At 70.2% G+C, this 25,696-nt stretch carries 30 protein-coding genes; 17 read left to right on the top strand and 13 right to left on the bottom strand.

The window, feature by feature from the left end:
• Positions 1–7: 7 nt before the first annotated feature.
• Together BDD16_RS18140 and BDD16_RS18135 are read right to left on the bottom strand one after the other, a co-directional pair.
• Positions 8–994, bottom strand: a complete 987-nt coding sequence (locus BDD16_RS18140) for a succinylglutamate desuccinylase/aspartoacylase family protein (protein WP_179635231.1) — start codon at positions 992–994, stop codon at positions 8–10.
• 200 nt (positions 995–1,194) lie between these two features.
• On the bottom strand, positions 1,195–2,214 hold the full coding sequence (locus BDD16_RS18135) for a helix-turn-helix domain-containing protein (protein WP_179635230.1): 1,020 nt from the start codon (positions 2,212–2,214) through the stop codon (positions 1,195–1,197).
• Between the two features lie 143 nt (positions 2,215–2,357).
• On the opposite strand from BDD16_RS18135, the gene eat reads away from it, so the two are divergent.
• The 8 genes from eat (at position 2,358) to otnI (ending at position 10,442) form a co-directional block, all read left to right on the top strand.
• Positions 2,358–3,731: an ethanolamine permease gene (eat, locus tag BDD16_RS18130; protein ID WP_179635229.1), complete on the top strand. Its 1,374-nt coding sequence runs from the start codon at positions 2,358–2,360 to the stop codon at positions 3,729–3,731.
• Between the two features lie 34 nt (positions 3,732–3,765).
• A complete protein-coding gene (locus BDD16_RS18125; protein ID WP_179635228.1) occupies positions 3,766–5,142 on the top strand; it encodes an ethanolamine ammonia-lyase subunit EutB in 1,377 nt (458 codons plus the stop codon).
• Positions 5,139–5,909 carry an ethanolamine ammonia-lyase subunit EutC gene (eutC, locus tag BDD16_RS18120; protein ID WP_179635227.1) on the top strand — a complete coding sequence of 257 codons (771 nt, stop codon included), beginning with the start codon at positions 5,139–5,141 and terminating at the stop codon, positions 5,907–5,909. Before BDD16_RS18125 ends, eutC begins: the two co-directional genes overlap by 4 nt.
• A 61-nt stretch (positions 5,910–5,970) precedes the next feature.
• The gene (locus BDD16_RS18115) at positions 5,971–6,564 is read left to right on the top strand and encodes a malonic semialdehyde reductase (protein ID WP_179635226.1); all 594 of its coding nucleotides are present in this window, start codon (positions 5,971–5,973) and stop codon (positions 6,562–6,564) included.
• Positions 6,565–6,661: 97 nt separating this feature from the next.
• Positions 6,662–7,606 (top strand): L-threonate dehydrogenase, encoded by a 945-nt coding sequence (gene ltnD, locus BDD16_RS18110; RefSeq protein ID WP_179635225.1) that lies wholly within the window; start codon positions 6,662–6,664, stop codon positions 7,604–7,606.
• Positions 7,603–8,928, top strand: a complete 1,326-nt coding sequence (gene otnK, locus BDD16_RS18105; protein ID WP_179635224.1) for a 3-oxo-tetronate kinase — start codon at positions 7,603–7,605, stop codon at positions 8,926–8,928. Before ltnD ends, otnK begins: the two co-directional genes overlap by 4 nt.
• Entirely contained in the window at positions 8,925–9,578 is a 654-nt protein-coding gene (locus BDD16_RS18100; RefSeq protein ID WP_179635223.1) for a class II aldolase/adducin family protein, read from the top strand. Before otnK ends, BDD16_RS18100 begins: the two co-directional genes overlap by 4 nt.
• Positions 9,579–9,626: 48 nt before the next feature.
• Positions 9,627–10,442, top strand: coding sequence for a 2-oxo-tetronate isomerase (gene otnI, locus BDD16_RS18095; RefSeq protein WP_179635222.1), 816 nt, complete (start codon positions 9,627–9,629; stop codon positions 10,440–10,442).
• Between the two features lie 59 nt (positions 10,443–10,501).
• On the opposite strand, the gene BDD16_RS18090 is transcribed toward otnI, so the two are convergent.
• Entirely contained in the window at positions 10,502–11,374 is an 873-nt protein-coding gene (locus tag BDD16_RS18090; RefSeq protein ID WP_179635221.1) for a pirin family protein, read from the bottom strand.
• Between the two features lie 43 nt (positions 11,375–11,417).
• On the bottom strand, positions 11,418–12,017 hold the full coding sequence (locus BDD16_RS18085) for an FMN-dependent NADH-azoreductase (protein ID WP_179635220.1): 600 nt from the start codon (positions 12,015–12,017) through the stop codon (positions 11,418–11,420).
• A gap of 111 nt (positions 12,018–12,128) precedes the next feature.
• On the opposite strand from BDD16_RS18085, the gene BDD16_RS18080 reads away from it, so the two are divergent.
• Complete coding sequence (locus BDD16_RS18080; protein ID WP_179635219.1) at positions 12,129–13,094, top strand: LysR family transcriptional regulator; 966 nt, start codon at positions 12,129–12,131, stop codon at positions 13,092–13,094.
• Here BDD16_RS18080 and BDD16_RS18075 read toward each other — a convergent pair.
• On the bottom strand, positions 13,054–13,560 hold the full coding sequence (locus BDD16_RS18075) for a CreA family protein (RefSeq protein WP_179635218.1): 507 nt from the start codon (positions 13,558–13,560) through the stop codon (positions 13,054–13,056). The two genes, BDD16_RS18080 and BDD16_RS18075, sit on opposite strands and share 41 nt — an antisense overlap.
• Positions 13,561–13,592: 32 nt before the next feature.
• Here BDD16_RS18075 and BDD16_RS18070 point away from each other — a divergent pair, with 32 nt between their 5' ends.
• Complete coding sequence (locus tag BDD16_RS18070) at positions 13,593–14,594, top strand: hydroxymethylglutaryl-CoA lyase (RefSeq protein WP_179635217.1); 1,002 nt, start codon at positions 13,593–13,595, stop codon at positions 14,592–14,594.
• Here BDD16_RS18070 and BDD16_RS18065 read toward each other — a convergent pair.
• The 4 genes from BDD16_RS18065 to BDD16_RS18050 form a co-directional block, all read right to left on the bottom strand.
• Entirely contained in the window at positions 14,572–15,141 is a 570-nt protein-coding gene (locus tag BDD16_RS18065) for a TMEM165/GDT1 family protein (RefSeq protein WP_179635216.1), read from the bottom strand. The genes BDD16_RS18070 and BDD16_RS18065 overlap by 23 nt on opposite strands.
• A 149-nt stretch (positions 15,142–15,290) precedes the next feature.
• A complete protein-coding gene (locus tag BDD16_RS18060) occupies positions 15,291–16,370 on the bottom strand; it encodes an IS5 family transposase (protein WP_179632875.1) in 1,080 nt (359 codons plus the stop codon).
• 126 nt (positions 16,371–16,496) lie between these two features.
• Positions 16,497–16,838, bottom strand: a complete 342-nt coding sequence (locus tag BDD16_RS18055; RefSeq protein WP_179635215.1) for a YegP family protein — start codon at positions 16,836–16,838, stop codon at positions 16,497–16,499.
• A gap of 130 nt (positions 16,839–16,968) precedes the next feature.
• Positions 16,969–18,051: a MerR family transcriptional regulator gene (locus tag BDD16_RS18050; protein ID WP_179635214.1), complete on the bottom strand. Its 1,083-nt coding sequence runs from the start codon at positions 18,049–18,051 to the stop codon at positions 16,969–16,971.
• A gap of 104 nt (positions 18,052–18,155) precedes the next feature.
• Between BDD16_RS18050 and BDD16_RS18045 the strand changes: the two genes are divergently transcribed.
• Genes BDD16_RS18045 through BDD16_RS18035 form a run of 3 tightly spaced genes read left to right on the top strand, consistent with a single transcriptional unit; the run spans position 18,156 to position 21,198 of the window.
• Positions 18,156–19,229 carry an NAD(P)/FAD-dependent oxidoreductase gene (locus BDD16_RS18045; protein ID WP_179635213.1) on the top strand — a complete coding sequence of 358 codons (1,074 nt, stop codon included), beginning with the start codon at positions 18,156–18,158 and terminating at the stop codon, positions 19,227–19,229.
• Between the two features lie 15 nt (positions 19,230–19,244).
• Positions 19,245–20,510 (top strand): FAD-binding domain-containing protein, encoded by a 1,266-nt coding sequence (locus BDD16_RS18040; protein ID WP_179635212.1) that lies wholly within the window; start codon positions 19,245–19,247, stop codon positions 20,508–20,510.
• On the top strand, positions 20,446–21,198 hold the full coding sequence (locus tag BDD16_RS18035) for an SDR family NAD(P)-dependent oxidoreductase (RefSeq protein ID WP_179635211.1): 753 nt from the start codon (positions 20,446–20,448) through the stop codon (positions 21,196–21,198). The genes BDD16_RS18040 and BDD16_RS18035 overlap by 65 nt, the downstream gene beginning before the upstream one ends.
• On the opposite strand, the gene BDD16_RS18030 is transcribed toward BDD16_RS18035, so the two are convergent.
• Positions 21,199–21,528, bottom strand: a complete 330-nt coding sequence (locus BDD16_RS18030; protein WP_179635210.1) for a hypothetical protein — start codon at positions 21,526–21,528, stop codon at positions 21,199–21,201.
• A gap of 303 nt (positions 21,529–21,831) precedes the next feature.
• Here BDD16_RS18030 and BDD16_RS18025 point away from each other — a divergent pair, with 303 nt between their 5' ends.
• Positions 21,832–22,182, top strand: a complete 351-nt coding sequence (locus tag BDD16_RS18025; RefSeq protein WP_179635209.1) for a hypothetical protein — start codon at positions 21,832–21,834, stop codon at positions 22,180–22,182.
• On the opposite strand, the gene BDD16_RS23425 is transcribed toward BDD16_RS18025, so the two are convergent.
• Positions 22,083–22,334, bottom strand: coding sequence for a DUF2934 domain-containing protein (locus BDD16_RS23425; protein ID WP_375139101.1), 252 nt, complete (start codon positions 22,332–22,334; stop codon positions 22,083–22,085). The two genes, BDD16_RS18025 and BDD16_RS23425, sit on opposite strands and share 100 nt — an antisense overlap.
• A 407-nt stretch (positions 22,335–22,741) precedes the next feature.
• Here BDD16_RS23425 and BDD16_RS18015 point away from each other — a divergent pair, with 407 nt between their 5' ends.
• Both BDD16_RS18015 and BDD16_RS18010 read left to right on the top strand, forming a co-directional pair.
• The gene (locus BDD16_RS18015; RefSeq protein ID WP_179635207.1) at positions 22,742–23,167 is read left to right on the top strand and encodes an Hsp20/alpha crystallin family protein; all 426 of its coding nucleotides are present in this window, start codon (positions 22,742–22,744) and stop codon (positions 23,165–23,167) included.
• Between the two features lie 13 nt (positions 23,168–23,180).
• Positions 23,181–23,870 carry a lipid-binding SYLF domain-containing protein gene (locus BDD16_RS18010; protein ID WP_179635206.1) on the top strand — a complete coding sequence of 230 codons (690 nt, stop codon included), beginning with the start codon at positions 23,181–23,183 and terminating at the stop codon, positions 23,868–23,870.
• A 6-nt stretch (positions 23,871–23,876) separates the two neighbouring features.
• On the opposite strand, the gene BDD16_RS18005 is transcribed toward BDD16_RS18010, so the two are convergent.
• Entirely contained in the window at positions 23,877–24,548 is a 672-nt protein-coding gene (locus BDD16_RS18005) for a phosphoribosyltransferase (RefSeq protein WP_179635205.1), read from the bottom strand.
• Positions 24,549–24,572: 24 nt separating this feature from the next.
• Positions 24,573–25,034, bottom strand: coding sequence for a CBS domain-containing protein (locus BDD16_RS18000; RefSeq protein WP_246332597.1), 462 nt, complete (start codon positions 25,032–25,034; stop codon positions 24,573–24,575).
• 152 nt (positions 25,035–25,186) lie between these two features.
• Here BDD16_RS18000 and BDD16_RS17995 point away from each other — a divergent pair, with 152 nt between their 5' ends.
• Entirely contained in the window at positions 25,187–25,681 is a 495-nt protein-coding gene (locus BDD16_RS17995; RefSeq protein ID WP_179635204.1) for a host attachment protein, read from the top strand.
• Positions 25,682–25,696 lie beyond the last annotated feature (15 nt).

Below are 25,696 nucleotides of genomic sequence, written 5' to 3'. Positions count from 1 at the left end.
GCGCGCCTCAGAGCGTCCGGTCGCTGGCCCGCGCCAGGTAGAACCACTCCTGCCCGACCTGCGCCCGCGGGTTGGGGAAGACGATCCAGCCGGTCGTCTCGGCCACCACGGGCCGGCCGTCGTCCCGGTGACCGATCACCTCACCCGCCTGGACCGGATCGAAACTCGACCATTCACGGCTGAAGCGGTCGCCGACATGCGCGCAGTCGATCACGTCGAACAGGCACATCAGCGTGTGCTGCACCGGCAGGAGCGGCGCGTCGGCCGCGCCCTCCGGCGCCTCCAGCATGTCCAGCAGGCGCAAGGTGCGCAGCACGGCCAGCCGGGCCACTTCCGGCGCCCGGGGATCGTCGTGCTGGCCGCATTCGAGCGTGACCCCGTAGCCGCCACAGGCGCGGATGTACTCGGTCGTGCCCACGCCGAACTGCGGATCCGGCGCCGGCCTGCCCAGCGCAGCCGCCACCGCCCGGCGGCGCTCGACCCCGCGGGCATAGGTTTCCAGCCAGCCCTCCACCAGCAGCGCAGGACCGAGCGCGGCCGCCAGCGCGACTTCGGCCTGCGCATGCGCAAAGGGTTCCAGATCGCCGGTGTTGTCGTGCGGGCCGACCATCACGAAGGGCGCGCCGGCCGTGTGGAAGGAATGCAGGTCCAGCAGCACGTCGTGCGCCTGCAGCAGCGGGCACAGCACCCGCGCCACCCGGTCCTCGAAATCCTGCGGAATGGCGGGCGGCACCAGCTTGCGGTTCAGGTTGCGCTCGCCTTCGCGGGCGTGGCGGGCATGGGCCAGCGCGTTGGTGACCGGCACCACGGTGAGTTGCCCCCGGCGCAGGCGCAACTGCCCCGTGTCGAAGGCCTCCAGCAGGCCCTGCAGCGCCTGCGGGCCGCAGGTTTCGTTGCCGTGGACCGCGCCGAGCACGATCAGCCGGGGGCCGGGCTGCAAGCCGAGGTACTGGTGAACACGCAGGCTGGTCGGGTGGGCGGGAGAGCGGGTCATGGGCGTGAGCATAGCCTCGGCCACGGCCTTGCACGGCTCCACATCTTCCCTTGGTCGGTGCGCATCCGTGGTGATCCGCGGGCAGCAGTTATCCACGGAGCCTGTGGACAACCCTGGGGACAAGCTGTGGTGGACGGCGCCAAGTGCCTGTCACAGTGTGACTTTTGCTGGAATGCTCGCGCTTTGAGCAGCGGGCGGATTCAGTGGGCCGTGGTGTCGCTGCCCCCACGCAGCCGCCGCCAGGTCTGCGAGGGCAGTTCACCGAAGAGGCGCCGGTAGTCCTGGGCGAAGTGGCCGAAGTGCCAGAACCCCCACTGCGCGGCCGCCTCGGTGACGGTCGGTGCCTCGCGCAGCGCCCGGCGCGCACCGGCCAGCCGCTCGGCCCGCAGGTACGCGGCGGGGGCCATGCCCAGCACGTCCTGGAACGCCGCCTGCAGCGTGCGCCGGCTGACCCGCAGGCCGGCACACAGCGCCGCCACCGTCACCGGGGTTTCCGGGTCCTGGCTCACCTGCGCACGGGCCTGCTGGACCAGTGCCCAGTGGCGCTGCGGCGCGACCGGCGCTTCCTCGTCCGCATGCGCAGCACTGACCAGCATCTCCAGCGCATTCGACTGCGCCGCGTGGCGCAACTGGCTGCGCACGGCCGGGTTGTCGAGCAGGCCCGGCTCGCGCGCCAGCATCTCGAAAGCGCCGCGCATGAAGTCGCGCAGGCCGTTGACGCGGTCGTGCGAAGCACGGTGCAGCGCCGCGGTAGAGCCGACGCGGGCAATCAGCGCCTGCTCGTCCGGCGTGGCCAGGCGCATCAACTCGTCGCGGTCGATCTCCATGCCCGCCATCTGCAGGCCTTCCGGCGTGAAAAATTCGAAGCCCTGTGCGCCCGAGAAGGTGCAGAAGCGCCCGGTGCGCACGTCGCCCGCCCAGTCCGAGGCCCCGCAGAACACGGCAGGCCCCACCACCGGCGCCAGCGGCAGGCCCAGCGCCAGCCGGTCGCCGGGCAAGGCGCCATGCTGGTGCAGCCGGCGGCTGGTGCCCTCGACGAAGAGGTGCACGCCATCCAGCCACGCCTCGGCGATGCGCCCCTCGAAGGCACCGGCCGAGAGCTGCGCGTAGGACTGGTTCCAGCCCGTCAGCAGCGCGGCCTGCTCGTCGATGTCGCGGGTGGCGGCCTGGTGCACCGAGGCGGGGCGGACCGACGACGAAGGGGCGGAAAGTGTGAACATGTCACAGCATCCAGCAAAAACCGCGCCCGCGTCATTGGTTCCTGCCCTGATGACGCGGTGCCAAAACTGGATAGCCAGCCCCCTCTGCCGCTCCGTATGGTTCGCACGGTTCGTGACGTTCATCAACCTTGGAGCGACCTTTCATGCAGCAGACACTCAAGCCCACGCTCAACGCGTGGCACCTGTGGGGCCTCGCGGTGGGCCTCGTGATCTCGGGCGAGTATTTCGGCTGGAGCTACGGCTGGGCCAGTGCGGGCACGCTGGGCTTCCTGGTCACCTCGCTGATGGTGGCGGTGATGTACACCACCTTCATCTTCAGCTTCACCGAGCTGACCACCGCGATTCCCCACGCCGGCGGCCCCTTCGCCTACGCCTCGCGCGCCCTCGGCCCGACGGGCGGCTTCATCGCCGGCTTCGCCACGCTGGTCGAGTTCGTGTTCGCGCCGCCAGCCATCGCGCTGGCGATCGGCGCCTACCTGAACGTGCAGTTCCCCGGCGTCGATCCGAAGCTGATGGCCGTGGGCGCCTACGTGGTGTTCATGACGCTCAACATCGTCGGCGTGAAGACGGCGGTGACCTTCGAGCTGCTCATCACGCTGCTGGCCATCGCCGAGCTGCTGGTGTTCATGGGGGTCGTGGCACCCGCCTTCTCGTTCGCCAACTTCGCCGCCAAGGGCTGGGCCGGCTCGGACACCTTCTCGATGGGGTCGATCTCGGGCATGTTTGCGGCGATTCCTTTTGCCATCTGGTTTTTCCTCGCCATCGAGGGCGTGGCGATGGCCGCCGAAGAAGCCAAGGATCCCAAGGTCACCATCCCGCGCGCCTACATCGGCGGCATCCTGACGCTGCTGGTGCTGGCCATCGGCGTGATGGTGTTCGCGGGTGGTGTCGGCGACTGGACCAAGCTGTCCAACATCAACGACCCGCTGCCGCAGGCGATGAAGGCCGTCGTCGGCGAGAACAGCGGCTGGCTGCACATGCTGGTGTGGATCGGCCTGTTCGGGCTGATCGCCTCGTTCCACGGCATCATCCTGGGCTATTCGCGTCAGATCTTCGCGCTGGCACGCGCCGGCTACCTGCCCGGCTGGCTCGCCACGGTGCATCCGAAGTTCGGCACCCCGTGGATCGCGATCCTGGCGGGCGGTGTCATCGGCATCCTGGCCATCTTCAGCGACGAGTGGATCAAGATCGGCGGCCAGACGCTCACCGCCAACATCGTCACCATGTCGGTGCTCGGCGCGATCGTGATGTACATCATGTCCATGTGGAGCCTGTTCGTGCTGCGCAAGACCGAGCCGGCGCTGGAGCGGCCCTTCCCCGCGATCGGCTACCCGGTGCTGCCGGCGATCGCGCTGGGGCTGGCGGTGGTCTGCCTGCTGACGATGGTGTGGTTCAACCCGCTGGTGTCGGGGCTGTTCGCTGGCTTCATGGCGGTGGCGTATGGCTACTTCAGAATGACGGCCGGCCGCCGCGCTGACCTGGCCACCCCGGGCCTGCTGCGCGCAGCCCAGCCCTGAAACGCCCCTGCCCCTTCACGCACTCCGGAGCGCCATGCCCTACGCACACACCCTCGGCGGCCATGTCTGGCAGTTCGCCGATCTGGCCACCCTGATGGCGCGGGCGACGCCGCTGCGCTCCGGCGACGTGCTGGCCGGTGTCGCCGCCCGCACGTCGGCCGAGCGCATGGCCGCCCGCATGGCGCTGGCGGAGTTGCCACTGAAGACCTTCCTGAACGAGGCGCTGATCCCGTATGAAACCGACGAGGTCACGCGCCTGATCCTCGACAGCCACGACGCCGCCGCCTTCGCAGAAATCGCCCACCTCACCGTGGGCGACTTCCGCGACTGGCTGCTCGGCGACGCGGCGGACGAGGCGACGCTGGCCCGCGTGCGGCGCGGCATCACGCCCGAAATGGCCGCCGCGGTCAGCAAGCTGATGCGCAACCAGGACCTGATCCTCGTCGCGCGCAAATGCCGCGTCATCACCCGGTTCCGCAACACGCTCGGCCTGCCCGGGCGGCTGGCGATGCGGCTGCAGCCCAACCACCCGACCGATGACCCCCGCGCCATCGCCGTCTCGATGCTCGACGGCCTGCTCTACGGCGCCGGCGACGCGGTGATCGGCATCAACCCGGCCGGCGACGGGCTGGGGCCGCTGACGGACATGGTGCGGCTGGTGGACGAGGTGATCCAGCGCTTCGAGATCCCGACCCAGTCCTGTGTGCTGACCCATGTCACCAACCAGATCCAGGCGATCGAGCACGGTGCGCCGGTCGATCTGGTGTTCCAGTCGATCGCCGGCACCGAGGCGGCGAACCGCAGCTTCGGCATCGACCTGGCCGTGCTGCGCGAGGCGCGCGAGGCGGCGCTGAGCCTGAAGCGCGGCACGATCGGCGACAACGTGATGTATTTCGAGACCGGCCAGGGCTCGGCGCTGTCGGCCAACGCCCACCATGGCCTGGACCAGCAGACCTGCGAGGTGCGCGCCTACGGGGTCGCCCGCGCCTTCGACCCGATGATCTGCAACACGGTCGTCGGCTTCATCGGGCCGGAGTACCTGTTCGACGGCAAGCAGATCATCCGTGCCGGCCTGGAGGACCACTTCTGCGGCAAGCTGCTGGGCCTGCCGATCGGCTGCGACGTCTGCTACACCAACCACGCCGAGGCGGACTCGGACGACATGGACACGCTGATGACGCTGCTCGGCACGGCGGGCGTGACCTTCCTGATCGGCGTGCCCGGCGCGGACGACGTGATGCTCAACTACCAGAGCACGTCTTTCCACGACGCGCTGTACCTGCGCGAGGTGCTCGGCCTGAAGCGGGCGCCGGAGTTCGAGGCGTGGCTGCAGCGCATGGGCATCAGCGACGCGGACGGGCGCGTGCTGCCCGTCTCGCACGGCCACGCCTTGCTGGAGCACCTGGGATGAGCGACCTCAAGCCGTCAACCACACCGTTGACCACGCCCGATCCCTGGGCGCACCTGCGAACGCTGACACCGGCCCGCGTCGGACTGGGGCGCAGCGGGTCGAGCCTGCCGACGCGCGAGCTGCTGGCGTTTGGCGCGGCGCATGCGATGGCGCGCGATGCGGTGCATCTGCCGCTGGACGCCGAGGCGCTGTGCGCGGAGATCGAAGCGCTCGGTCTGCCGACGCTGCGTGTGCAGAGCGCTGCAGCGGACCGCGCCACCTATCTGCTGCGCCCCGACCTCGGCCGCCGGCTTGGCCGGGATAGCGCGGTGCAGCTCGATGCCCTCGGCGCGGTCGAGGCGGACCTGGTGCTCGTCGTCGGCGACGGGCTGTCGTCCGCGGCGGTGCAGCGCCAGGCCGTGCCGCTGATCGAGGAATTGCTGCAGCAGCGGCCGGACGGCTGGCGGCTCGGCCCGGTCGTCGTCGCGACACAGGCCCGCGTTGCACTCGGCGACGACATCGGGCAGCGGCTGGCGGCGCCGATGGTCGCGATGCTGATCGGCGAGCGGCCGGGTTTGAGTTCGCCGGACAGCCTGGGCGTCTACCTGACCCACGCGCCGCGCGTCGGCCGCACGGACGCGGAGCGCAACTGCCTGTCGAACGTGCGCGCCGAGGGGCTGCGGCATGCGGAGGCGGCGCGCAAGCTGTGGTGGCTGGTGCAGGCGGCGCGCGCGCTGCAGCTCACCGGGGTCGGATTGAAAGACCGGAGTGACCTGCTGGGTGGGTAGCCGCATGCAGAATCAGCAGCGCCCGATGTCCGGGTTGACTGCCGATGAAAGCCGCACACCCATGAACGCTCCCCTGAACGACGCCGCCCTCGACCAGCTCCTGCGCAGCGCGCGCACCTTCAACAAGTTCACCGACCGCCCCGTCGACGACACCACGCTGCAGCAGCTCTACGACCTGTTCAAGTGGGGCCCGACCTCGATGAACTGCCAGCCGGCCCGCATCGTCTTCGTGCGCAGCGCCGAGGCCAAGGCGCAGCTCAAGGCGACGCTCGCCCCGGGCAACGTGGACAAGACCATGGGCGCGCCGGTCACGGCCATCATTGCCCAGGACACCGCCTTCTTCGACCACCTGCCGACGCAGTTCCCGGTGATGCCGACCGCCCGCGACATGTTCGCCGGCAACGCCGGACTGGCCGCGGACACCGCCTTCCGCAACAGCTCGCTGCAAGGCGCCTACCTGATCCTGGCCGCCCGCGCGCTCGGCCTGGACGCTGGCCCGATGAGCGGCTTCAACCCGGCCGCGGTCAACGAGGCCTTCTTCCCGGACGGCCGGTTCAAGGTCAACTTCCTGGTCAACCTCGGCTGGGGAGATGCGTCGGGCAACTACCCGCGCGGGCCGCGGCTGGCGTTCGAGGACGTGGTGCGGATCGCCTGATCCCGGGCGCGCCCCTGGGTAAGTCCGGCTGACGCACGGCGCGGGGTGTCGCTAAGGTCGCCGGACTCTTGAACTTGTACGACGACCGATGTCACCCATGCCCGCTCCAGTACCCACCCCCGCACACCCCCACCCGGACGCCGAGGGCCTCCCCATCGGGATCATCGGCCTCGGCGCCATGGGCCACGGCATGGCGAGTTCCCTGCGCCGAGCGGGCTACCGGGTCCACGTCTGCGATGTGCGGCTGGAGGCGGCGCAGGCCTTCGCGGCCGGCGGCGGCGTGGCGTGTGCCACCCCCTCCGAGCTGGCCGCGCACTGCGAGGTGATCGTCAGCGTCGTGGTCAACGCCGCGCAGACCGAGGCCGTGCTGTTCGGCGAACATGGGGCTGCCGCGGCGATGCGGCCGGGCAGCGTCTTCGTGATGTGCTCCACCGTCGACCCGAACTGGTCGATCGCGCTGGAGGCCCGGCTGGCCGCACTGGGCGTGCTGTACCTGGACGCGCCGATCTCGGGTGGCGCGGCCAAGGCGGCGTCCGGCCAGATGACGATGATGACCGCCGGCCACCCCGAGGCGTATGCCAAGGTCGGCGACGCGCTCGACGCGATGGCCGCCAAGGTCTACCGGCTCGGCGACCAGGCGGGCAATGGCAGCAAGGTGAAGATCATCAACCAGCTCCTGGCCGGCGTTCACATCGCGGCAGCAGCCGAGGCGATGGCGCTCGGCCTGCGCGAAGGGGTGGACGCCGCGGCGCTCTACGAGGTGATCACGCACAGCGCCGGCAACAGCTGGATGTTCGAGAACCGGATGGCGCATGTGCTGGCCGCCGACTACACGCCGCTGTCCGCGGTGGACATCTTCGTGAAAGACCTCGGCCTCGTGCTCGACACGGCGCGCGCGACCAAGTTCCCGCTGCCGCTCTCCGCCACGGCGCACCAGATGTTCATGCAGGCCTCGACCGCCGGCTTCGGCCGCGAGGACGACTCCGCCGTGATCAAGATCTTCCCCGGCATCACGCTGCCGCAAGCCGAGCCCAAGCCATGACCCCGCCCCTGAGCCGCCGCCCCCTGCTCGGCTGCATCGCCGACGACTTCACCGGCGCGACCGACCTCGCCAACAACCTCGTGCGCAGCGGCATGCGCACCGTGCAGACCATCGGCGTGCCCGCGGACGCCGACGCAGCGGTGGACGCCGACGCCATCGTGGTCGCGCTGAAGTCCCGCACCATCCCCGCGGACGACGCCGTCGCGCAGTCGCTCGCGGCGCTGCGCTGGCTGCAGGCGCAGGGGGTCGAGCAGGTGGTTTTCAAATACTGCTCCACCTTCGACTCGACCCCGGCTGGCAACATTGGCCAAGTCACCGACGCGCTGCTCGACGCGCTGCACGGCCCCGGCCAGGGCTTCACGATCGCCTGCCCCGCCTTCCCGGACAACCAGCGCACGGTGTTCAAGGGCCACCTCTTCGTCGGCGACGTGCTGCTGTCCGACAGCGGCATGCGCCACCACCCGCTCACGCCGATGACCGACGCCAACCTCGTGCGCGTGCTGCAGGCACAGACGCAGCGGCGTGTCGGGCTGGTCGATCAGGCCGTCGTTTCGCGCGGCGCCGAAGCCATCGCACAGCGGTTCCGCGACCTGCAGGCCGACGGCGTGGGCGTCGCCGTGGTGGACGCGGTGAGCAACGGCGACCTGTTCCTGATCGGCCGAGCGCTGGCCGGGATGCCGCTGGTGACTGCCGGTTCCGGTATCGCAATCGGCCTGCCGCAGAACTGGCAGGCCACCGGCGCGCTCGCCCCCAGCAGCGTGGCGGACCGCCTGCCAGCCGCCAGCGGCCTGCGCGCCGTGGTGTCTGGCAGTTGCTCGGTGGCGACCAATGCGCAAGTGCTGCATTTCCGCCAGCACGGCGGCGAGGCCTTCGCGGTGAACCCGCTGGACATCGCGGCGGGTGAAGACGTTGCCGCTCAAGCGCTGGCCTGGGCCACGCCGCGGCTGGCGCACGGACCGGTGCTGGTCTATGCCACCGCGGAAGCGGAAGCTGTCCGCGCAGTGCAGGCCAGGCTGGGCGTCGCCGAAGCGGGCGAGCTGGTGGAGCGCACGCTGTCGCGCATCGCGGCGGGCCTCGTGCAGGCCGGCGTGCGGCAACTGGTCGTCGCGGGCGGGGAAACCTCCGGCGCGGTCGTGCAGGCGCTGGGCGTGACGCAGATGGCGATCGGGCCGCAGATCGACCCGGGCGTGCCGTGGACGGCGGTGACCTCGCCGGTCTACCCGGGCGAGACCGTGCATGTGGCGCTCAAGTCCGGCAACTTTGGCAGCACGGACTTCTTCACCAAAGCCTTCGCAAGGCTGGCCTCGGAGACCCGCGCATGAACGACGCGACCCTGCGCGCCGAGGTTTGCCGCGTCGGCGCCTCGCTGTTCCACCGGGGCTACGTCCACGCCAGCGCCGGCAACATCAGCGTGCGCACCGAGGACGGCGGTTTCCTGATCACGCCAACCGACGCCTGCCTCGGCACGCTGGTGCCCGAACGCCTGGCCGCGGTCAATGCCGACGGCGTGCAGACCGGCGGCGACCGCGCCTCGAAGACGCTCGTGCTGCACCGCCGCATCTACGCCGCCGACCCCGAGGCGCGCTGCGTCATCCACACGCACTCGACGCACCTCGTCGCGCTGACGCTGGCCGGCGTCGCGGATCCCGACGACCTCCTCCCGCCCATCACCCCGTACTTCGTGATGAAGGTCGGCCATGTTCCGCTGATCCCTTACCACCGCCCCGGCGACCCCGCCGTCGCCGACCTCGTCGCGGCGCGGATCGCGGCCAGCCACACCGCCGGCACCCCACTGCGCGCCGTCATGCTCGACCGCCTCGGCCCCAACGTCTGGCACCGCAGCCCGGCCGAGGCCAGCGCCGTGCTGGAAGAGCTGGAAGAGACGGCGCGGCTGTGGCTGCTGACCCGCCCCGCCCCGCTGACCGAGGCGCAGATCGACGAGTTGCGGCAACATTTCGGCGCCCGCTGGTGACGTCGAGCCCACCAGCGCCAGCCCCCATCCCCTGAACCCGGACCTCCCATGCCCCGTTTCGCCGCCAACCTGACGATGCTCTACAACGAGCACGCCTTCCTCGACCGCTTTGCCGCCGCCGCCGCGGACGGTTTCCAGGCGGTCGAGTACCTGTTCCCCTACGCCTTCGAGGCGGGTGAGATCGCCCGGCACCTGAAGGACCACGGCCTGCAGCAGGTGCTGTTCAACGCGCCACCCGGTGACTGGGACGCGGGCGACCGCGGCATCGCCTGCCTGCCGGGGCGCGAAGCCGAGTTCCGCGACGGTTTCGCGCGGGCGCTGGACTACGCCGAAGCGCTCGGCTGTCCGCGGGTCCACGTGATGGCGGGCCTCGCGCCGCAGGGCGCCGACCGCGCTCAACTGCAGGCCACCTACGAAGGCAACATCGCCTGGGCCGCCGAGCGCGCCGCAGCAGCCGGACGGAACGTGCTGATCGAGCCGATCAACCTGCGCGACATGCCCGGCTATTTCCTGAACCGCCAGGACGAGGCGCACCGCATCGTGCAGGCCATCGGCGCGCCGAACCTGCAGGTCCAGTTCGACCTCTACCACTGCCAGATCGTCGAAGGCGACGTGGCGATGAAGCTGCGCCAGTACCTGCCGACCGGGCGCGTCGGGCACCTGCAGATCGCAGGCGTGCCAATGCGGCATGAGCCAGACCTGGGCGAAGTGAACTACCCGTACCTGTTCGACGTGATCGACGAGGTGTCGGCGGCGTGTGGCTGGCAGGGCTGGATCGGCTGCGAATACCGCCCGGCGCGCGGCGCGGTGGCGGGTGGCACGTCGGACGGGCTGGGCTGGCTACGGCGCGCCACGGCGACCTGACATCCCCGCCCACACCCCGTCATGCCCGCGAACGCGGGCACCCACCCCAAGCACCGCCATCACTCCCCCAGCCGCCCATCCCGGAAATCGCTCAGCGCCTGGTAGATCTCCTGCTGGCTGTTCATCACGAACGGCCCGTACTGGACGATCGGCTCCTTCAGCGGCTCGCCGGCGATCAGCAGCACGCGGGCTTCGGCATCGGCCTCGATGACCACGCCATCGGCCTCTGCCTCGTTGGCCAGCAGGGCCATGCGCTGCACTGGCACCGCCTGCCCGTTGATCGTCACCGCACCGCGATAGACATAGACAAACGCGTTGCGGCTGGCCGGCAGCGGCTGCACGAAGCGGCTGCCCGCCGGCAGGTGCAGATCGAGGTAAAGCGGCGCCGTGGCGTCCCGCGTCACCGCCCCCGTCACACCGTGGCTCTCGCCCGCGATCACCGTCACCGCCACGCCTTCGGGCGTCACGAACTTCGGCAGGTCTTCGGCCTTGAAATCGCGGTACCAGGGCGCGTTCATCTTGTCGCGCCCGGGCAGGTTCAGCCAGAGCTGGAAGCCTTCCATCACGCCGTGTTCCTGCTGCGGAATCTCGGAGTGGATGACCCCGCGCGCGGCGGTCATCCACTGCACGCCGCCGTTCTCCAGCAGGCCTTCATGCCCGGCGCTGTCGCGGTGGCGCATCCGCCCGGCGATCATGTAGGTCACCGTCTCGAAGCCGCGGTGCGGGTGGTCGGGGAAGCCGGCGATGTAGTCGTCCGGCTGGTCGCTGCCGAAGGCGTCGAGCATCAGGAAGGGATCGAGCCGGCGCTGCAGCGACTGCGTCAGCACGCGGGTCAGCTTGACGCCCGCCCCATCGGAGGTGGCCATGCCGGTGACCAGCCGCTCCACGCGGCGCGGGTGGCGGATCGTGGCGGGGGTGGTCGTGTCGGTCATGGTCGTCTCCGTGGAAGGCTGACCGTGGTCAGCGGTGCGCCGCTCAGGCCAGCGCGGCGTTCAGGTCGGCTTCGGCTTGCGCAAAGCCCTTGGCGGCGGCGTCGGGGCCCATCGCCAGACCTTCGGCGTAGATGAAACGCACGTCGGTCAGGCCCAGGAAACCCAGCACGCTCTTCAGATAGGGCACCTGCGAGTCGTTCGGAGTATCGCGGTAGAGACCGCCGCGGGCCAGTGCGACATACACCGTCTTGCCCGTCAGCAGGCCTTCCGGGCCGGTGGCGGTATAGCGGAAGGTGACGCCGGCGCGGGCGATAGCGTCGATCCAGCTCTTGAGTTGCACCGGCACGCCGAAGTTGTACATCGGCACGCCCAGCACGACCGTGTCATGGGCCTGGATCTCGGCGATCAGCGCATCGTCGAGCGCGACGCGAGCGGCCTGTTCGGGGCTGCGGGCGTCGGCCGGGGTGAACAGCGCGCCCAGCGCGGCTTCGTCCAGCAGCGGGTGCGGCGTCACGGCCAGGTCGCGCAGCGTCAGCGTCGCGCCGGAGTTGGCGGCCTGCAGGCGGGCGGTGATCTGGTCGGCCACACGGGTCGAGTTGGCGCCGTCGCGGCGGGCACTGGCGTTGATCTGGAGGATGTGCATGGCGGTGTCCTGGGCGTTTGCAGAGATCTGCAGAGGTGGAAGGAATGACTGCACTGTAGACACCACCAATCCACGCCGGAATCCCTCCGAATGGATATGATTGTTCCACCCATGGAACAATCTGAACTTCCAATCGACCCGAACGACCTGCTCATCTTCGCCCGCGTGGCGGAGCTGGGCAGCTTCAGCCGCGCCGCCGAGCAGCTCGGCTGGCCCAAGTCGACCGTCTCGCGCCGGCTGGCGGCACTGGAACAACGGCTCGGCGAACGCCTGCTGCTGCGCACCACGCGGCGGCAGACACTCACCGAGTTCGGCGAGCAACTGCTCGAACACGCCCAGCTGGTGGCCGCCGAGGTCGATGCCGTGGCCGCGCTGAGCGCACACCGCCAGGCAGCACCGAGCGGCCGGCTGCGGGTGTCGATGCCCAGCGACTTCGCCAACCTGCTGCTGGTTGACGCGCTGGCGGCCTTCGTCGCGCTGCACCCGGCGATCTCGCTGGAGCTGGACCTCTCGCCTCGGCGCGTCGACCTGCTCGGCGAAGGCTTCGATCTGGCGGTGCGGATCGGCGACCTGCCGGACGACAACCTGCTCGCGGCGCGGCGCCTCACCGCGTTCAATGCCGGCCTGTACGCCGCGCCGGGCTATCTGGCCGAGCGCGGCGAGCCGCAGCAACCCGCCGATCTGGCCACGCACGACGCCGTGCGCCAGTTGGGCAGCAACGGCGACCCGGTCCCCTGGACACTGCTGCGCGGCGATGACCGCTGGCAGGGCGTGCCACCGGGGCGGATCGGCGCCAATTCACCGGAGGCGCTGATCCGCCTGGCGCGGGCCGGCGCGGGCATCGTCGCCGTGCCCGACTACTTCGCGCAGGCCGGCGTGCGCCAGGGCCGGCTGCGGCGGGTGTTGCCCGCGTGGTGCCTGCCGAGTCCGACGGCGTGGGCGGTGTTCCCGGGCCGGCGGCTGATGCCGGCCAAGACGCGGGTGTTTCTGGACATGCTGCTGTGCGCGCTGGGGCACTCCCCGGCGGCCTTGCCCGTCACTTCACCGGAATCGGCTTGCCCACCGGCACCGCGGTGATGCTGTTCTTGGGCGAGCCTTCGATGAGCTTTTCCGAGTAGGTCATGTAGACCAGCGACTGCCGCTTCGCATCGACCACGCGCACGATGCGCAGGCGCTTGAACAGGATCGACAGGCGCTCGCTGAACACGTCCTCCTGCTGCGGCAGTGGCTGCTTGATCTTGATCTCGCCCACCTGGCGACAGGCGATCGAGGCGTCCGACTTGTCGGTGGCCAGCCCGACCGCGCCCGTGATGCCGCCGGTCTTGGCGCGCGAGACGAAGCAGGTGACACCTTCGACCAGCGGGTCGTCGTAGGCCTCGATGACGATCTTGTGGTTCGGGCCGATCAGCTTGAAGACGGTGCTGACTTCGCCGAGGGTCTCGGCGCGGGCCGGCAAGGCCACCACGGCCGCCAGGACCAGACCGGACAGGGCCAGGCCCGCACGAAGGGAAGCGAGAAGGGGGGATCGGGTGTGTGTCTGCATGGGCCGTGATGATGAACGAAAATCGTGATGCCATGCACGAGCCAACCGAATCCCCTGCCCCGCCGGCCACCCCGGCCGTCCTCATCAGCGAAGTGGGACCGCGCGATGGCCTGCAGAGCGTCTCCGCCGTGATGTCCACCCGGCACAAGCGCGCCTGGATCGACGCCCTGCACGCCAGCGGCCTGCGCGAGATCGAGGTCGGCTCCTTCGTGCCCGCCCGCATGCTGCCGCAGATGGCCGATGTGGCCGAGATCGTGCGCCACGCGACCGCCCTGCCCGGCTGGACCGTGATGGCGCTGGTGCCCAATCTGCGCGGCGCCCTGGCCGCGCTGGAGGCCGGCGTCCACAAGCTGACCGTCCCCGTCTCGGCCAGCGAGGCGCACTCGCTCGCCAACGTGCGCCGCAGCCGCATCGACATGGTCGCGGTGGTGCGCGAGATCGTCGCGCTGCGGGACGCGACGGCGCCGGGCGTGCCGGTCGAGATCGGCATGTCCACGGCGTTCGGCTGCACGCTCCAGGGCGCAGTCCCCGAGGACGAGGTGGTCTGGCTGGCCGGGCAGCTGGTCGCCGCCGGGGTCGACGAGATCGGCCTGTCGGACACCACCGGCATGGCCAATCCGGCGCAGGTGCGGCGGCTGTTCGGGCGCGTGCGGGCCGCCATTGGCGACAAGACCGGCTCGGCGCACCTGCACAACACGCGCGGGCTCGGGCTGGCGAACTGCCTGGCGGCGTGGGACGTGGGCGTGCGGACCTTCGATGCCTCGCTCGGCGGACTGGGCGGCTGCCCCTACGCGCCCGGCGCGTCCGGCAATGTCGTGACCGAGGACCTGGTCTTCATGTTCGAGGCGATGGGCGTGGACACCGGGGTCGATCTGGCACGACTGATCGCAGCGCGGGAAACCCTGCGGGCCGGACTGCCCGGCGAGCCGCTCTACGGCATGGTGCCGGACGCTGGTGTGCCTGCAGGATTCCCGGACCGCCGCCCGGGCGGACCGGAACGATCAGGTCAGATCAGAACAGACGACCGACATTGAACAGGGTCAGCACGCCGAGCACCGCGAAGATGCCGGCCGCAATGGCGTGGACCAGCTTCATCGGGATCGCGCGGGCCGCCCGGTCGCCCAGCAGCACGGCAGGCACGTTCGCCAGCATCATGCCGACGGTGGTACCGGCGACCACCTGGAACAGGTCGCTGTAGCGCGCCGCCAGTGCCACGGTGGCGATCTGCGTCTTGTCGCCCATCTCGGCGAGGAAGAAGGCGATGACCGTGGTGCCGAAGACGCCGAAGCGCTGCGTGCCGCCTTCGGCGTCGTCGATCTCGTCAGGCACCAGCATCCAGGCGGCCATCGCGAGGAAGGACACGCCGATCACCCAGCGCAGCAGGTCCGGGCCGAGAAAGCGCGCCACGGTCTCTCCGACCACGCCCGCCAGCGCATGGTTGAGCACGGTGGCCACGAAGATGCCGAGGATGATCGGCACCGGCCTGCGAAAGCGCGCGGCCAGCAGCAGGGCCAGCAGCTGGGTCTTGTCGCCGATTTCGCCGAGGGCGACGACACCAGTGGAGATGAGAAAGGGTTCCATGCGCACATTCTAGAGGGCACTTCTAGAAACCGGCCCTGCAGCCCTGAACCTGGTCTGAGCCTGCACAAATCCAGCTCAGACGAGCAGTGGATGACGGCGGCGAGCCCCTGTCCCCACCGTCGCGGTACCCCGCGACGGGGTTTTGCCCCTCACGCGGGCTGTGCGGACGGACCTGCGCTCTTGACCAGCCACACCAGCCTGCGTGCGTTGTAGGCCGCGCACTGCAGCGTGATCGCCAGCGCATTGCGCGCCAGCGTCATCGCCCGCACGCACTTGCCGCCCTGCTGGCTCAGCGCCGCAAAGACGTGCTCGACCCGCGCCCGCGTGCGGTTGATCGTCTTGTTGCGCTGCTTGAGTCGAACCTTGGCCGTCTGCCCTGGCTTGGCGCGACGTGCGATGCCGTCGGCCAGTCCGTGCTGCTGCAGCGTCTGGCGGTTGGCCGCGCTGTCGTAGCCCCGGTCGGCCAGCAGCCGCTTGCGCGTATTCGCCACCTGCAGCACGTCGGGCAGTTGCTGTCCGTCGTCGGCGTTGGCCGCCGTGATCTTCATCTGGCGGATCAGCTTGTAGCGTGCGTCCACGTTGCCGTGCAGCTTGTAGCCGTAGTACGACTTGCCGTGCTTTTGCGTCCAGCGCGCGTCCCGGTCGGTGTGCGCCAGGCGCTTCTTGCTCCAGCCCTCGGGCGCCTCCCCCTTGTTCAGCGCCTCGCGCTCCCGGGCGTTGGCCTGCGTGATCGGCGCCTGCACGATGCTGGCGTCCACGATCTGCCCGCCCCTCGGGATGAAGCCGTGCCGCTGCAACTGCTGGCTCAACGCCTCGAAAATCGCCCGGCCGCCCAGCCCGCCTTCGGCCAGCCGCTGCCGGAAGTTCCACAGCGTGCGTGCGTCCGGAATGTTCAGCGCGCCGTCCAGCCGGCAGAAGCGCTGGAAGCTCAGCCTGTCCAGCACCTGGTGCTCGCACTGCTCGTCCGACAGGTTGTACAGCCCCTGCAGGAACACCATGCGCACCAGCGCCTCGGTCGGGTACGGCGGGCGTCCGCCCTTGCTGCGGTCAGCGCGAGGGCAGGCCTTGTCCACCGCCGAGGCCATCGCTGCGAAGTCGATCAGTTCGTCCATCGCCGCCAGCGTCTGCACGTAGCCCTCCAGCTTGGCCTTGCGCTGCTGCACCACGAACAGGTCGTCCGCGGCCTCCTCAGGAAAGAAGCTCGATGGCTTGGTGCGGGGTGTGATCATGGGGCGGCATCTTGCCGCAGCGCGCGGCTCAGGTGGCGGTCAGGGTCGGTTTCTAGAAGTGCCCTAGAAACCCAATCTGTCGGCCAGCCGTCGCCGTGGCGGCGACGTGGGCCTGTGCCTCGGCGTTCAGACCTCGGCGGTCAGGTCCTTGAGCACGGCATCCGCACCATTGCGGGTGACGGACTGGATGCCGTTTTCCATCGCCGCGGCGGACGAGTACATCTCGCTCTGGCCGATGATCTGGCCATTGCCGGCCGTGAGCACGAAATACGGCTCGCCGGCCTTGGAGGTGCGGCGGTCGAAGCGTGCCTCCAGCTGGCTGTTGGTGCGCACCGACTCGATGCCATTCAGCGCCGACACCTTGCTGGCGTAGGACTGGCTGGTGAGGATGGTCTGGTGATTGCCCGCTTTCAGCGAGAAGCGGAACTGGTCCTGGCCAGCGGCCTTGAGCTCGAACGTACCTGCCATGTGGCGACTCCTTCGTTAGTTTTTGGACACCATCGTGGTGCCTGGCTGCGACGCTGCGAGCGCGTCGCGGCTGAAGAATAGACGAGGAATCCGATGTCGCCGTTCGGAGGAACCCGGGGTTCAGCTGGCGTCAAGATTGGCGCGGCCGACCCCCGGCCAGCGACCAGCCCTCCTCGGCGGCCAGCCGGCGCAGCGCCTGCTCGAATTCGCCCCGCGCATGGCGCGCCGCAGCGCCCAGGTCGTCGTGCAGCTGGCGGTCGGCGGGCGAATCGACGGCGCACTGGTCGCTGTAGTCCTCGAAGTCGCCCAGCAGCTGGATCAGCTCGGCCAGGTGGCGCGGACACTCGCACAGCACCCGGCTGGTCGAGCGTGCCGCCAGCGCCAGCGCCTCGGGCGACAGGCGTGGCACCTCCGGTTCGGCCGATGTCGCCGCGGTGTACGTGGTGGCCACGCCCAGCACCGTGCGCAACAGCAGCCCCATCTCCGCCCGCCCCATCGGCCCGCGCCAGACCGTGATGCCCTGGCGGCGCAGGTGCTGCACCACCGCGTCCGAACCGAATCCGTACACGACCAGCGTCTGCCGCGCCGACACCCGGCTGCGCAGCGCCAGCAGGCGGTCGGCGTGGTCGGCATTGAGCGTGTCGAGTTCGACCGCGAGCACGTCCAGCGTCTGCCCCGGCCCGGTCAGCGCCGCCTCGGCCTGGGCGAGTTCGGACCAGGTCTGCAGCTGCGGCGTGCCGGCGAGCCGGCTGGCCTGCTCGACCACCGCGGCAGGCAGCGTGCGGCCGAGCGCCCAGATGCCCAGATCCGGCACGTCGGGCAGCGCCGCGCGGGTGTGTCCGTGCGGCCCGTCGGCCGGGCCGGTCTCCTCGGGCGACAGGGTGGCGCGCTCCACGGGGACGGCCGTCATCAGCAGGCGCTGCAGCGCGGCATCGTCCAGCGGCGCCAGGGTGCCGATGGCGTGGCCGCGGTCGATCAAGGCCCGGATCAGACCGAGCCGGCGCACGTTCGCCGACGAATACAGCCGGTGCCCGGTGGCCGACTGCGGCGGCGCGACGACGCGGTAACGCCGCTCCCACACCCGCAGCGTGGCCACCGCGATGCCCGTCATGCGGGCGACGGCGGCGCTGCGGAAGCGCGGGCTGCGGTCTTCGGCGGGATCCGGCACGGGGGAGGATGCGGTGGACGGCGTGGCTGGGGTGCGGAGTTTCATGGGAAGGCCTCACTGGTTTGACGCCATCTTGACGCCGATTACCGCTTCACACCATGCCGACATGCATTTGACCCGGCACAAAAAGAGGACATGATGGCGTCACCATGCAGACCGCCACACCACTCCATCCCACCCGTGCCACCCCCCGGATCGCCATCGTCGGCGCAGGCCTGGCCGGTGCCGCCTGCGCCCGCACGCTGGCCAGCAGCGGCGCGCAGGTGACGCTGTTCGACAAGTCGCGCGGCATCGGCGGGCGCCTGTCCACGCGGCGCACGGTCTGGACCGATGCGCTCGGCGTGGAACAGCCGGTGCAGTTCGACCACGGCGCGGTCGGCTTCGAGGCGCACAGCCTGGCGTTCCAGGCCGTCGTGCAGCAGGGGCTGGCCGATGGCTGGATCGCGCACTGGGCGGCAGCGGGCGGCGACCATTTCGTCGCCGTGCCGGGCATGCCGGCGCTGTGCCATGCCCTGATCGGGTCGCTGGACGTCCACGTCCACACCGGCGAGCCGGTCACCGGCCTGCACCGGATCCGCGGCGGCTGGCAGATCGAGCGCAACAGCGGTCTCTGGCCGGGGCGCTTCGACCAGGTGGTGCTGGCCCTGCCCCCCGCCCAGGCGGCACCGCTGCTGCGCCCGCACGCCACCGGCTGGAGCGAAGCCGCAGCGCAGGTGCCGATGCAGGCCTGCTGGACGCTGATGGCGGTGACCGACACGCCGCCGGGGCCGGCGTTCGATCTGCTGCAGCCGACCCGCGGGCCGCTGGCCAGCATTGTCCGCAATGACCGCAAGCCGGGCCGCCAGACCACGCCCGGCCACGCGGTCTGGGTGGCACAGGCCAGCGCGGCGTGGTCCGCCAGCCACCTGGAGGACCATCCGGCCGGCGTGTCCAAGGCGCTGCGCGATGCCTTGCGGGCAGCGATCAACCCGGGCGGCGAGGTGCGCTGGTGCCACAGCACGGTCCACCGCTGGCTCTACGCCCGCCCTGCCCGCGTGCCGCTGGGCACGCCCGGCTGCTGGTGGGATGCCGCCAGGGGGCTGGGTGTCTGCGGGGATTTTCTGGTGGGGGCCCACGCGGAAGCGGCCTTTCTCTCCGGGCTGGACATGGCACACGCGGTCCTGTCGGCACCCGCCACACGGCGCACGGCCGGCAGCGGCGCGGCCCGCTTTGCCCGGACGTGAGCGGACACCGTGCCCATGGTTGCTCCCACCCTCGCCGCGGCCCAGGCACGTCTGGCCGCCGTCGATGCCCGGGCCTACGCCCGGACACGCAACGCGCTGGACGGTGCCGTCACCGGTCTGTCGCCCTGGATCACCCACGGTGTGCTCACCTTGCCGCAGGTGCTCGCCGGCATCGCTGCGGCCCAGCCGGCGGACCAGCGCATCGATGGCCAGCACAAGCTGGTGTTCGAGCTCGGCTGGCGCGGCTACTTCCAGCACGTCTGGTCGCACCGCGGTGATGCCATCCTGCGCTCGCTGCACGAAGGTCCGCTGCCGGATGGCGCCTATGCCCGCGGTGTGCCGCTGGACGTGCGCGAGGCGCGCACCGGCCTGCCGGTGATCGACCAGGCCGTGCGCACGCTCTACGCGACCGGCACCCTGCACAACCACGCCCGCCTCTGGCTGGCCAGCTACCTCGTGCACCTGCGCAAGGTCCACTGGCGCAGCGGCGCGGAATGGCTGATCGGCCACCTGCTCGACGGCGACGTGGCCAGCAACCACCTGAGCTGGCAGTGGGTCGCCGGCACCAGCAGCCACAAGCCCTACCTGTTCAACGCGGACAACGTCGCCTGCCACGCGCCACCGGCCTGGCACAGCCCGGGGACGGTGCTCGATGTGCCCTACGAGCTGCTCGACCGCATCGCGCGCCTGCCCCGGCCGGTGCCGACCCAGCCCCTGCCGCAGGGCGTCGAAGAGCCGCCGCTGCTGTCCTCGCCACCCGCGGCGCTGGAATTCACCTCGCCCGATGCCGCCCTGTTGCAAGGCCGGGACATCTGGCTGGTCCACCCCTGGGCGCTGGGCGATTTGCCGGCCGAGTTGCCGGCGGACACGGTCGTGCTCGGCCTGGTGGTGAACGAAGTGCACAACCTGCGGCCGTGGAGCGCGGCCCGCTGGCAGTTCGTCGGCCAGCGCATGGCCGAGCTGACGCCGCACCGCTGGCGGGCCACGGCGCGGGACTGGCGCCAGGTGCTGCAGGGCGCACGCTCGGTGCAGACCACCGGCAACCTGCACCTGCAGCGCACCCTCGACACCTTCGCCACCAGCCGGCCAGCCGAAGCGCTGTTTCCCGAAGTGGACCGACCCTGCACCTCGTTTTCGCAGTGGTGGACGCGCGTGTCGCGTGCACCCTCCCCGGCCCTGCTGGCCGCCTTGGCCCCACCCCGTTCAGGAGAACCCCATGAATCCATCGACCACCCCCCCGCTCGCCCTGGTGACCGGCGCCCGCGGTGGCATCGGCCGTGAGCTGTGCCGCCAGTTGCGCGCGGCCGGTCACACCGTGGCGGCGGTCGGCCGGGGTGGCGACGCGCTGCTCGCGGTCGATGCCGACCTGCACATCGCCGCCGACACGACCACGCCCGAGGGTGCCGCGCTGGCCATCGCCGCCTGCCGCGAAACCTTCGGCCGCACGCCGACGCGGCTGGCGCACTGCGTCGGCAGCACGCTGATCGCACCGCTGCACCGCACGAAGCCGGAGCAGTACCGCGAGGTGCTGCGCGTGAACCTGGACAGCGCCTTTTTCATGCTCGGCGCCTGGGTCGAGGCGCTGCGGGCGTCGGGCGAGCCGGGGGCGGCGGTGTTCGCCAGCTCGGTCGTCTCGCGCATCGGCGTGGCCAACCATGAAGCGATCGCGGCGGCCAAGGGCGGCGTCGAAGCGCTGGTGCGCAGCGCCGCGGCCACCTACGCCGCCGCCGGCCTGCGCATCAACGCCGTCGCCCCGGGCATGACCGACACGCCGATGACCGCCGGCATGCTCAAGCTCGACGCGATGCGCGAGGGCGCCGGCCGCCAGTACCCGCTCGGCGGGGTGCAGACCGCCACCGAGGTGGCCGACGTGATGGCCTGGCTGCTCGGGCCGCAGTCCGCCCGGCTCACCGGGCAGGTGATCGCAGTGGACGGCGGCTTCACGCAGATCCGGCCACTGGTGAAGTGATCAGTAGCGCCGGATCAGCGCATAGGTCATGTAGTTGGCCTGCAGCGCCTGCGAATACTGGCAACCGGCCGCATCCCCCTGCGCGCACTTGCCGTTGAAGTAGTTCAGACCGTTGTAATAGGTCTCGCAGTCGCGGTAATAGGCATTGAGCGCACAGCCATAGCCACCGACGTCGGTGCGCAGGTAAAGCTGGTAGTCGGCCATCTCGGCCGCCGTCAGGTTCTGCCCGCCCGGCGGGGGTGTCGCGGTGTCATCGGAGCCTCCGCCCCCACACGCCTGCAGCAACAGCAGGGACAGGACGGCCAGGCACCTCGCGGCGGAATGTCTCATTTCTTGTAGAACTCGCAAGCAGTGGAATCGCTGCCCGCAGGACTGCCCGGGCAAAATCGCCGTGGAAAATATCTCAAGAAATGTGAAGTTGATGTAATTTTTTGTTCTTTCCTGCTCTTTCCGGCAGTGGGACGCCGGGAACACCCGCACACCTCGATTGAGTGCAAGCAATGCAGATCGCACATTTCCGGGCACGCTATGCCGACGCTGGAGGTCCACATGGCAACAAGTGAAGATTTGCAAGAACGCAACGGCATTCTGAGTTTTCGGGTTTCGGTGGGTGGCGAAGAGATCACGGCCTTCATGTCCCGGGCCACCTGTCTGGCGCGGGATGACCACGCGGACGGTGCCTGCAGCCTGATCGACTTCTATCTGGAGCAGCGCGCGACCCTCGACGGCATCGTGGTCGGCAAGGTCCGGGCGGGTGCCCGCCAGCCGGTGGTGGTGATGGCGGAGGACCTGTGGAACGCGGCCCCGTCCGCGCCACGCCGTCCGAAGCTGCGGGCCAAGGCCAATCCGGCGGGCCACCAGGCACCGCGCCCGCCGGACACCAATCAATGGCTGGGCTGGGTCGGCCGGTCCTCCACCGGCGCGGACAACGGCTGCGCGTGGGCCCACTGGGCTTCCGCGATCAGCCAGTCGTCCACATCGTGACCATCGACGCGGCCGCGGGCCTCGTACAGGGCGTAAGCCGACTGGCGAATGCGCTCTTCGCGGCCGACATCAGGAACTGCGCTGTTCCCGGCCCTGGTCGGGATGATGGCCAGCGGGGGTTTCTGGATCAGGGCGTGCGACGCGCCGTGCATGTCCTGCGGATGATGCTGCTGCTGTTGTGGCTGATGATGCTTCATTGCATGTCTCCTGCGGGTGTCCTGCCGCCGTGGTGCGGACCTGCAGCCAGGGCGGGACACGCCACCACCGTAGCGGGGGCCGTCCGCCCCGGGTTGAGAGCACTCAATCGGCCACCCGGTCCGCCCGCTACATTGAATCGGTCCATGGGCTGGAAGGTCAGACCAGTTTCCAGTGGACAGCACCCGCCAGACGGCCATGTCTGGCGGGTTTTTTTTGATCCGGGGCGACCTGCGGCGTGCTTGCGTGCACTCAATCACGGACGGACCGCCCGCTCCGAACATGCAGGAAGGCGCTGGCGCTTGACCGGCCGCAACCGGCGGACCGGGCTGCCAACGCCGTTCATGCACCAAGGAGTCGCACCATGAATGAACTCAGCCTCTTCGATCCGTTCTCGCTCGATCCGATGGATGACACCTTCCGCAACTTCATGCGCCCCTGGCGCATCGAAACGGCCAACGTGACGCCGCGCATCCGGATCGACGTGTCCGAACTCGACGGCAGCTATCTGGTCAAGGCCGAGATCCCCGGCGTCCGCAAGGAGGACATCGACGTGCGTGTCGATGGCGCGATGGTCACGATCAGCGCCCAGGTCCAGTCGGAAAAGCAGGAGAAGGACAACGGCCGCATCCTGCGCCAGGAGCGCCAGCAGGGCTTCAGCAGCCGCTCGTTCTCGCTGGCATGCCCCGTGGACGAAGCCAGGGCCAACGCCAGCTACAAGGATGGCATCCTGGAGTTGAAGCTGCCCAAGAAGGCCGAAGCCTCGACGAAGCGTCTGGCGATCCAGTGACCGGAGCGTCCCCATGCGCACCGCAAGCAACCGATTCGGCTTCGCCTTGCTGGCGATGACCCTGGCTGCGTGCGGCACCAGCCTGTCGGCCCGCGCGGCCGACAAGGCGGATGCCGAGAGCCTGGTCACCAAGTCCCGCCTGACGATCGAGGCTCTCGCCCGGGATGCCGCCTTCGCCCCGCTGAAGGCTGCCCTGGCGCAGGCCAAGGCCGTCCTGATTTTTCCGCAGATCCTGAAGGCCGGGTTCTTTCTCGGCGGCTCCGGGGGCAGCGGCGTGCTGATGGCCCGCGATGCGGCCACCGGCCAGTGGGCAGGGCCGGCCTTCTACACGATGGGCTCGGCCAGCATCGGCCTGCAGGCAGGGGCGGCCTCGGCCGAGATGGTGATGGTCGTGCACTCGCAGAAGGCGCTCGAATCGCTGTATGCGAACAAGCTCACCCTCGGCTCCGACGCCACCGCCGCCCTGGGCAGCAAGGGCGTCGAGAAAAGCGCCGGGCTGGACGCGGACTTCGTCGTCTATGCCAAGGTGAAAGGCGCCTTTGCCGGGGTATCGGTGGACGGCTCCGTGCTGGACGTTCGCCAGCAACTCAACGCGGCCTACTACGGTGAGGCGGCCACGCCGGTCGACATCCTCGTCCGGCACAGCGTCCGCAACCCGGACGCCACACGCCTGCAGACAACCCTGACCGCGCTGTCGAGGTAGTGCGGCTTACCCCGCGGCGTCCGCCCGGGACACAGGGGCCGCCGCAGTCAGGGCCGCCTGCACTTCCCCGTCCTCCACCTGGTGGAAGTCCAGGTAGTGCAGGCCGACGGCCCGGAACGGCTGCGGCTCGGCGAGACAGATGATCCGGTCGCACTGGCTGCGCAACGCCATCAGGATGTCGTGCGGTGCCACGGGCACCGCCAGAACGATCCGGGCGGCACCGCGCCTGCGCACCGCCTTCAGAGCCGCGCGGACCGTGGTGCCGGTCGCGATGCCGTCATCGACGAGCACCACCGTCGCGCCGGTCAGGGACAGCGGCTGGCGGCCCTGCAGATAGACCTGGCGGCGGCGCTCGATCTCGGCCAGGGCGGCCGCGGCCTCGCGCTCCAGATAGGCGCGGTCGGCACCGGCGTAGGCGCTGAGACCCTCGTCGATCACGACTTCCGGCGCATCGCCATCGACCACCGCAGCCACCGCCAGTTCACGCTGCCAGGGGGCACCGATCTTGCGCACCAGCAGCAGATCCAGCGGTGCGGCCAGCCGGCGCGCGACCTCGGCCGCCACCGGCACGCCACCGCGCGGCAAGGCGAGCACCACCACCGGCGCGACCAGCCGCTCGCTCGCCAGACGTTCCGCGAGCCGCTGGCCCGCCTCGGTGCGGTTCTTGAAGAATGGCATGGTGCAGAGACTCCTCAGGACACTTCAGGGACGCCGCCGATACTCCTCGCGGCGCGTGCTGGCCAGGACCTGCACCAGCAGGCCCACCTCCTCGCCGATCAGGTCGATGATGTCGTCGACGGCCAGCAGGCCTTGCAGCACGCCCCGGGTGTCGACCACCGGCAACCGGCGCGCGCCGACCCGGCGCATCGCGTTCAGCGCGTCCAGCAGCGAATCGGACTCGCGGACCACGGCCGGATCGCCGTGCATCACGTCCTCGACCCGCAGCGGGCGGACATCCATCGCCGGCGCCACCACCGACGTGACGATGTCGCGGTCGGTCAGCAATCCCGCGGGAACGCGTCCGGCCGGCGTCTCGTCGACGACCACCAGACAGCCGACATGCTGGATGCGCATCAGCCGGGCGGCGTCGTGCAGCGGCAGATCGCGGTGGGCGATCACGACAAAGCGGGTACACAGGTCACCGGCACACAGGGCGTGGTTCAAGGCAGTTTCTCCATTCAGCTTCGGCCAGTCGGAACTCCCGTGGATCTTCCTGCCCGGACGCCGGGGGCGATTGAGCGCACGCAATCGGCGCGGGCCCGGCGCGCCTAGCCTTGCCGGTGTCTGGTGTTCACAGACCAGGTGAAGGAGATTCCATGACCGATCGACCCCACGTTGCGCCCCCCCTCCCGCCACTGGACTGGGTGCTGGTGGCCAATGCCGCCCGGGCCCGTTGCTTCGTGCGCGACCAGCAGAACAACGCCCTGAAGGAGCTGTGCAGCTTCGTGCACCCGGCCAGCCGGCTCAAGGCCAGCGAGCGGGGCAAGGACCGCGGCGGCCAGGTGCGCAAGAGCCAGGCCAGCACCCAGTTCGCACCCCACACCGACCCGCGCGACAAGGAACACGCCGCCTTTGCACGCGAGCTGGCGGGCTATCTGGAAGAGGCTGCACGCGCCAACCGCTACCCCGGCGTGGCGCTGATCGCGTCCAAGTCCTTTCTGGGCGACCTGCGCGAACACCTCGGCGACGCGACCCGGCACCTGCTCACCGCCAGCGCCCCGCTGGACCTCACCACCTGCGAAGGGTCCGATCTGGAACACCGCGTCGCGCAAGCGCTGCGGGACGCCAGGCCGGCCACACCCTCGACCTGACCCGGGATCCACCGC

This window comes from Sphaerotilus montanus (assembly GCF_013410775.1).
Lineage (GTDB): Bacteria > Pseudomonadota > Gammaproteobacteria > Burkholderiales > Burkholderiaceae_C > Sphaerotilus > Sphaerotilus montanus.
This window is presented reverse-complemented; position numbering and strand designations above follow the sequence as displayed.

Bases quoted from the DNA above. Each gene is read 5' to 3' on its own strand.
- BDD16_RS18140 (WP_179635231.1), bottom strand. From the start codon at position 994: ATGACCCGCTCTCCCGCCCACCCGACCAGCCTGCGTGTTCACCAGTAC.
- BDD16_RS18135 (WP_179635230.1), bottom strand. From the start codon at position 2,214: ATGTTCACACTTTCCGCCCCTTCGTCGTCGGTCCGCCCCGCCTCGGTG.
- eat (WP_179635229.1), top strand. From the start codon at position 2,358: ATGCAGCAGACACTCAAGCCCACGCTCAACGCGTGGCACCTGTGGGGC.
- BDD16_RS18125 (WP_179635228.1), top strand. From the start codon at position 3,766: ATGCCCTACGCACACACCCTCGGCGGCCATGTCTGGCAGTTCGCCGAT.
- eutC (WP_179635227.1), top strand. From the start codon at position 5,139: ATGAGCGACCTCAAGCCGTCAACCACACCGTTGACCACGCCCGATCCC.
- BDD16_RS18115 (WP_179635226.1), top strand. From the start codon at position 5,971: ATGAACGCTCCCCTGAACGACGCCGCCCTCGACCAGCTCCTGCGCAGC.
- ltnD (WP_179635225.1), top strand. From the start codon at position 6,662: ATGCCCGCTCCAGTACCCACCCCCGCACACCCCCACCCGGACGCCGAG.
- otnK (WP_179635224.1), top strand. From the start codon at position 7,603: ATGACCCCGCCCCTGAGCCGCCGCCCCCTGCTCGGCTGCATCGCCGAC.
- BDD16_RS18100 (WP_179635223.1), top strand. From the start codon at position 8,925: ATGAACGACGCGACCCTGCGCGCCGAGGTTTGCCGCGTCGGCGCCTCG.
- otnI (WP_179635222.1), top strand. From the start codon at position 9,627: ATGCCCCGTTTCGCCGCCAACCTGACGATGCTCTACAACGAGCACGCC.
- BDD16_RS18090 (WP_179635221.1), bottom strand. From the start codon at position 11,374: ATGACCGACACGACCACCCCCGCCACGATCCGCCACCCGCGCCGCGTG.
- BDD16_RS18085 (WP_179635220.1), bottom strand. From the start codon at position 12,017: ATGCACATCCTCCAGATCAACGCCAGTGCCCGCCGCGACGGCGCCAAC.
- BDD16_RS18080 (WP_179635219.1), top strand. From the start codon at position 12,129: ATGGAACAATCTGAACTTCCAATCGACCCGAACGACCTGCTCATCTTC.
- BDD16_RS18075 (WP_179635218.1), bottom strand. From the start codon at position 13,560: ATGCAGACACACACCCGATCCCCCCTTCTCGCTTCCCTTCGTGCGGGC.
- BDD16_RS18070 (WP_179635217.1), top strand. From the start codon at position 13,593: ATGCACGAGCCAACCGAATCCCCTGCCCCGCCGGCCACCCCGGCCGTC.
- BDD16_RS18065 (WP_179635216.1), bottom strand. From the start codon at position 15,141: ATGGAACCCTTTCTCATCTCCACTGGTGTCGTCGCCCTCGGCGAAATC.
- BDD16_RS18060 (WP_179632875.1), bottom strand. From the start codon at position 16,370: ATGATCACACCCCGCACCAAGCCATCGAGCTTCTTTCCTGAGGAGGCC.
- BDD16_RS18055 (WP_179635215.1), bottom strand. From the start codon at position 16,838: ATGGCAGGTACGTTCGAGCTCAAGGCCGCTGGCCAGGACCAGTTCCGC.
- BDD16_RS18050 (WP_179635214.1), bottom strand. From the start codon at position 18,051: ATGAAACTCCGCACCCCAGCCACGCCGTCCACCGCATCCTCCCCCGTG.
- BDD16_RS18045 (WP_179635213.1), top strand. From the start codon at position 18,156: ATGCAGACCGCCACACCACTCCATCCCACCCGTGCCACCCCCCGGATC.
- BDD16_RS18040 (WP_179635212.1), top strand. From the start codon at position 19,245: ATGGTTGCTCCCACCCTCGCCGCGGCCCAGGCACGTCTGGCCGCCGTC.
- BDD16_RS18035 (WP_179635211.1), top strand. From the start codon at position 20,446: ATGAATCCATCGACCACCCCCCCGCTCGCCCTGGTGACCGGCGCCCGC.
- BDD16_RS18030 (WP_179635210.1), bottom strand. From the start codon at position 21,528: ATGAGACATTCCGCCGCGAGGTGCCTGGCCGTCCTGTCCCTGCTGTTG.
- BDD16_RS18025 (WP_179635209.1), top strand. From the start codon at position 21,832: ATGTCCCGGGCCACCTGTCTGGCGCGGGATGACCACGCGGACGGTGCC.
- BDD16_RS23425 (WP_375139101.1), bottom strand. From the start codon at position 22,334: ATGCACGGCGCGTCGCACGCCCTGATCCAGAAACCCCCGCTGGCCATC.
- BDD16_RS18015 (WP_179635207.1), top strand. From the start codon at position 22,742: ATGAATGAACTCAGCCTCTTCGATCCGTTCTCGCTCGATCCGATGGAT.
- BDD16_RS18010 (WP_179635206.1), top strand. From the start codon at position 23,181: ATGCGCACCGCAAGCAACCGATTCGGCTTCGCCTTGCTGGCGATGACC.
- BDD16_RS18005 (WP_179635205.1), bottom strand. From the start codon at position 24,548: ATGCCATTCTTCAAGAACCGCACCGAGGCGGGCCAGCGGCTCGCGGAA.
- BDD16_RS17995 (WP_179635204.1), top strand. From the start codon at position 25,187: ATGACCGATCGACCCCACGTTGCGCCCCCCCTCCCGCCACTGGACTGG.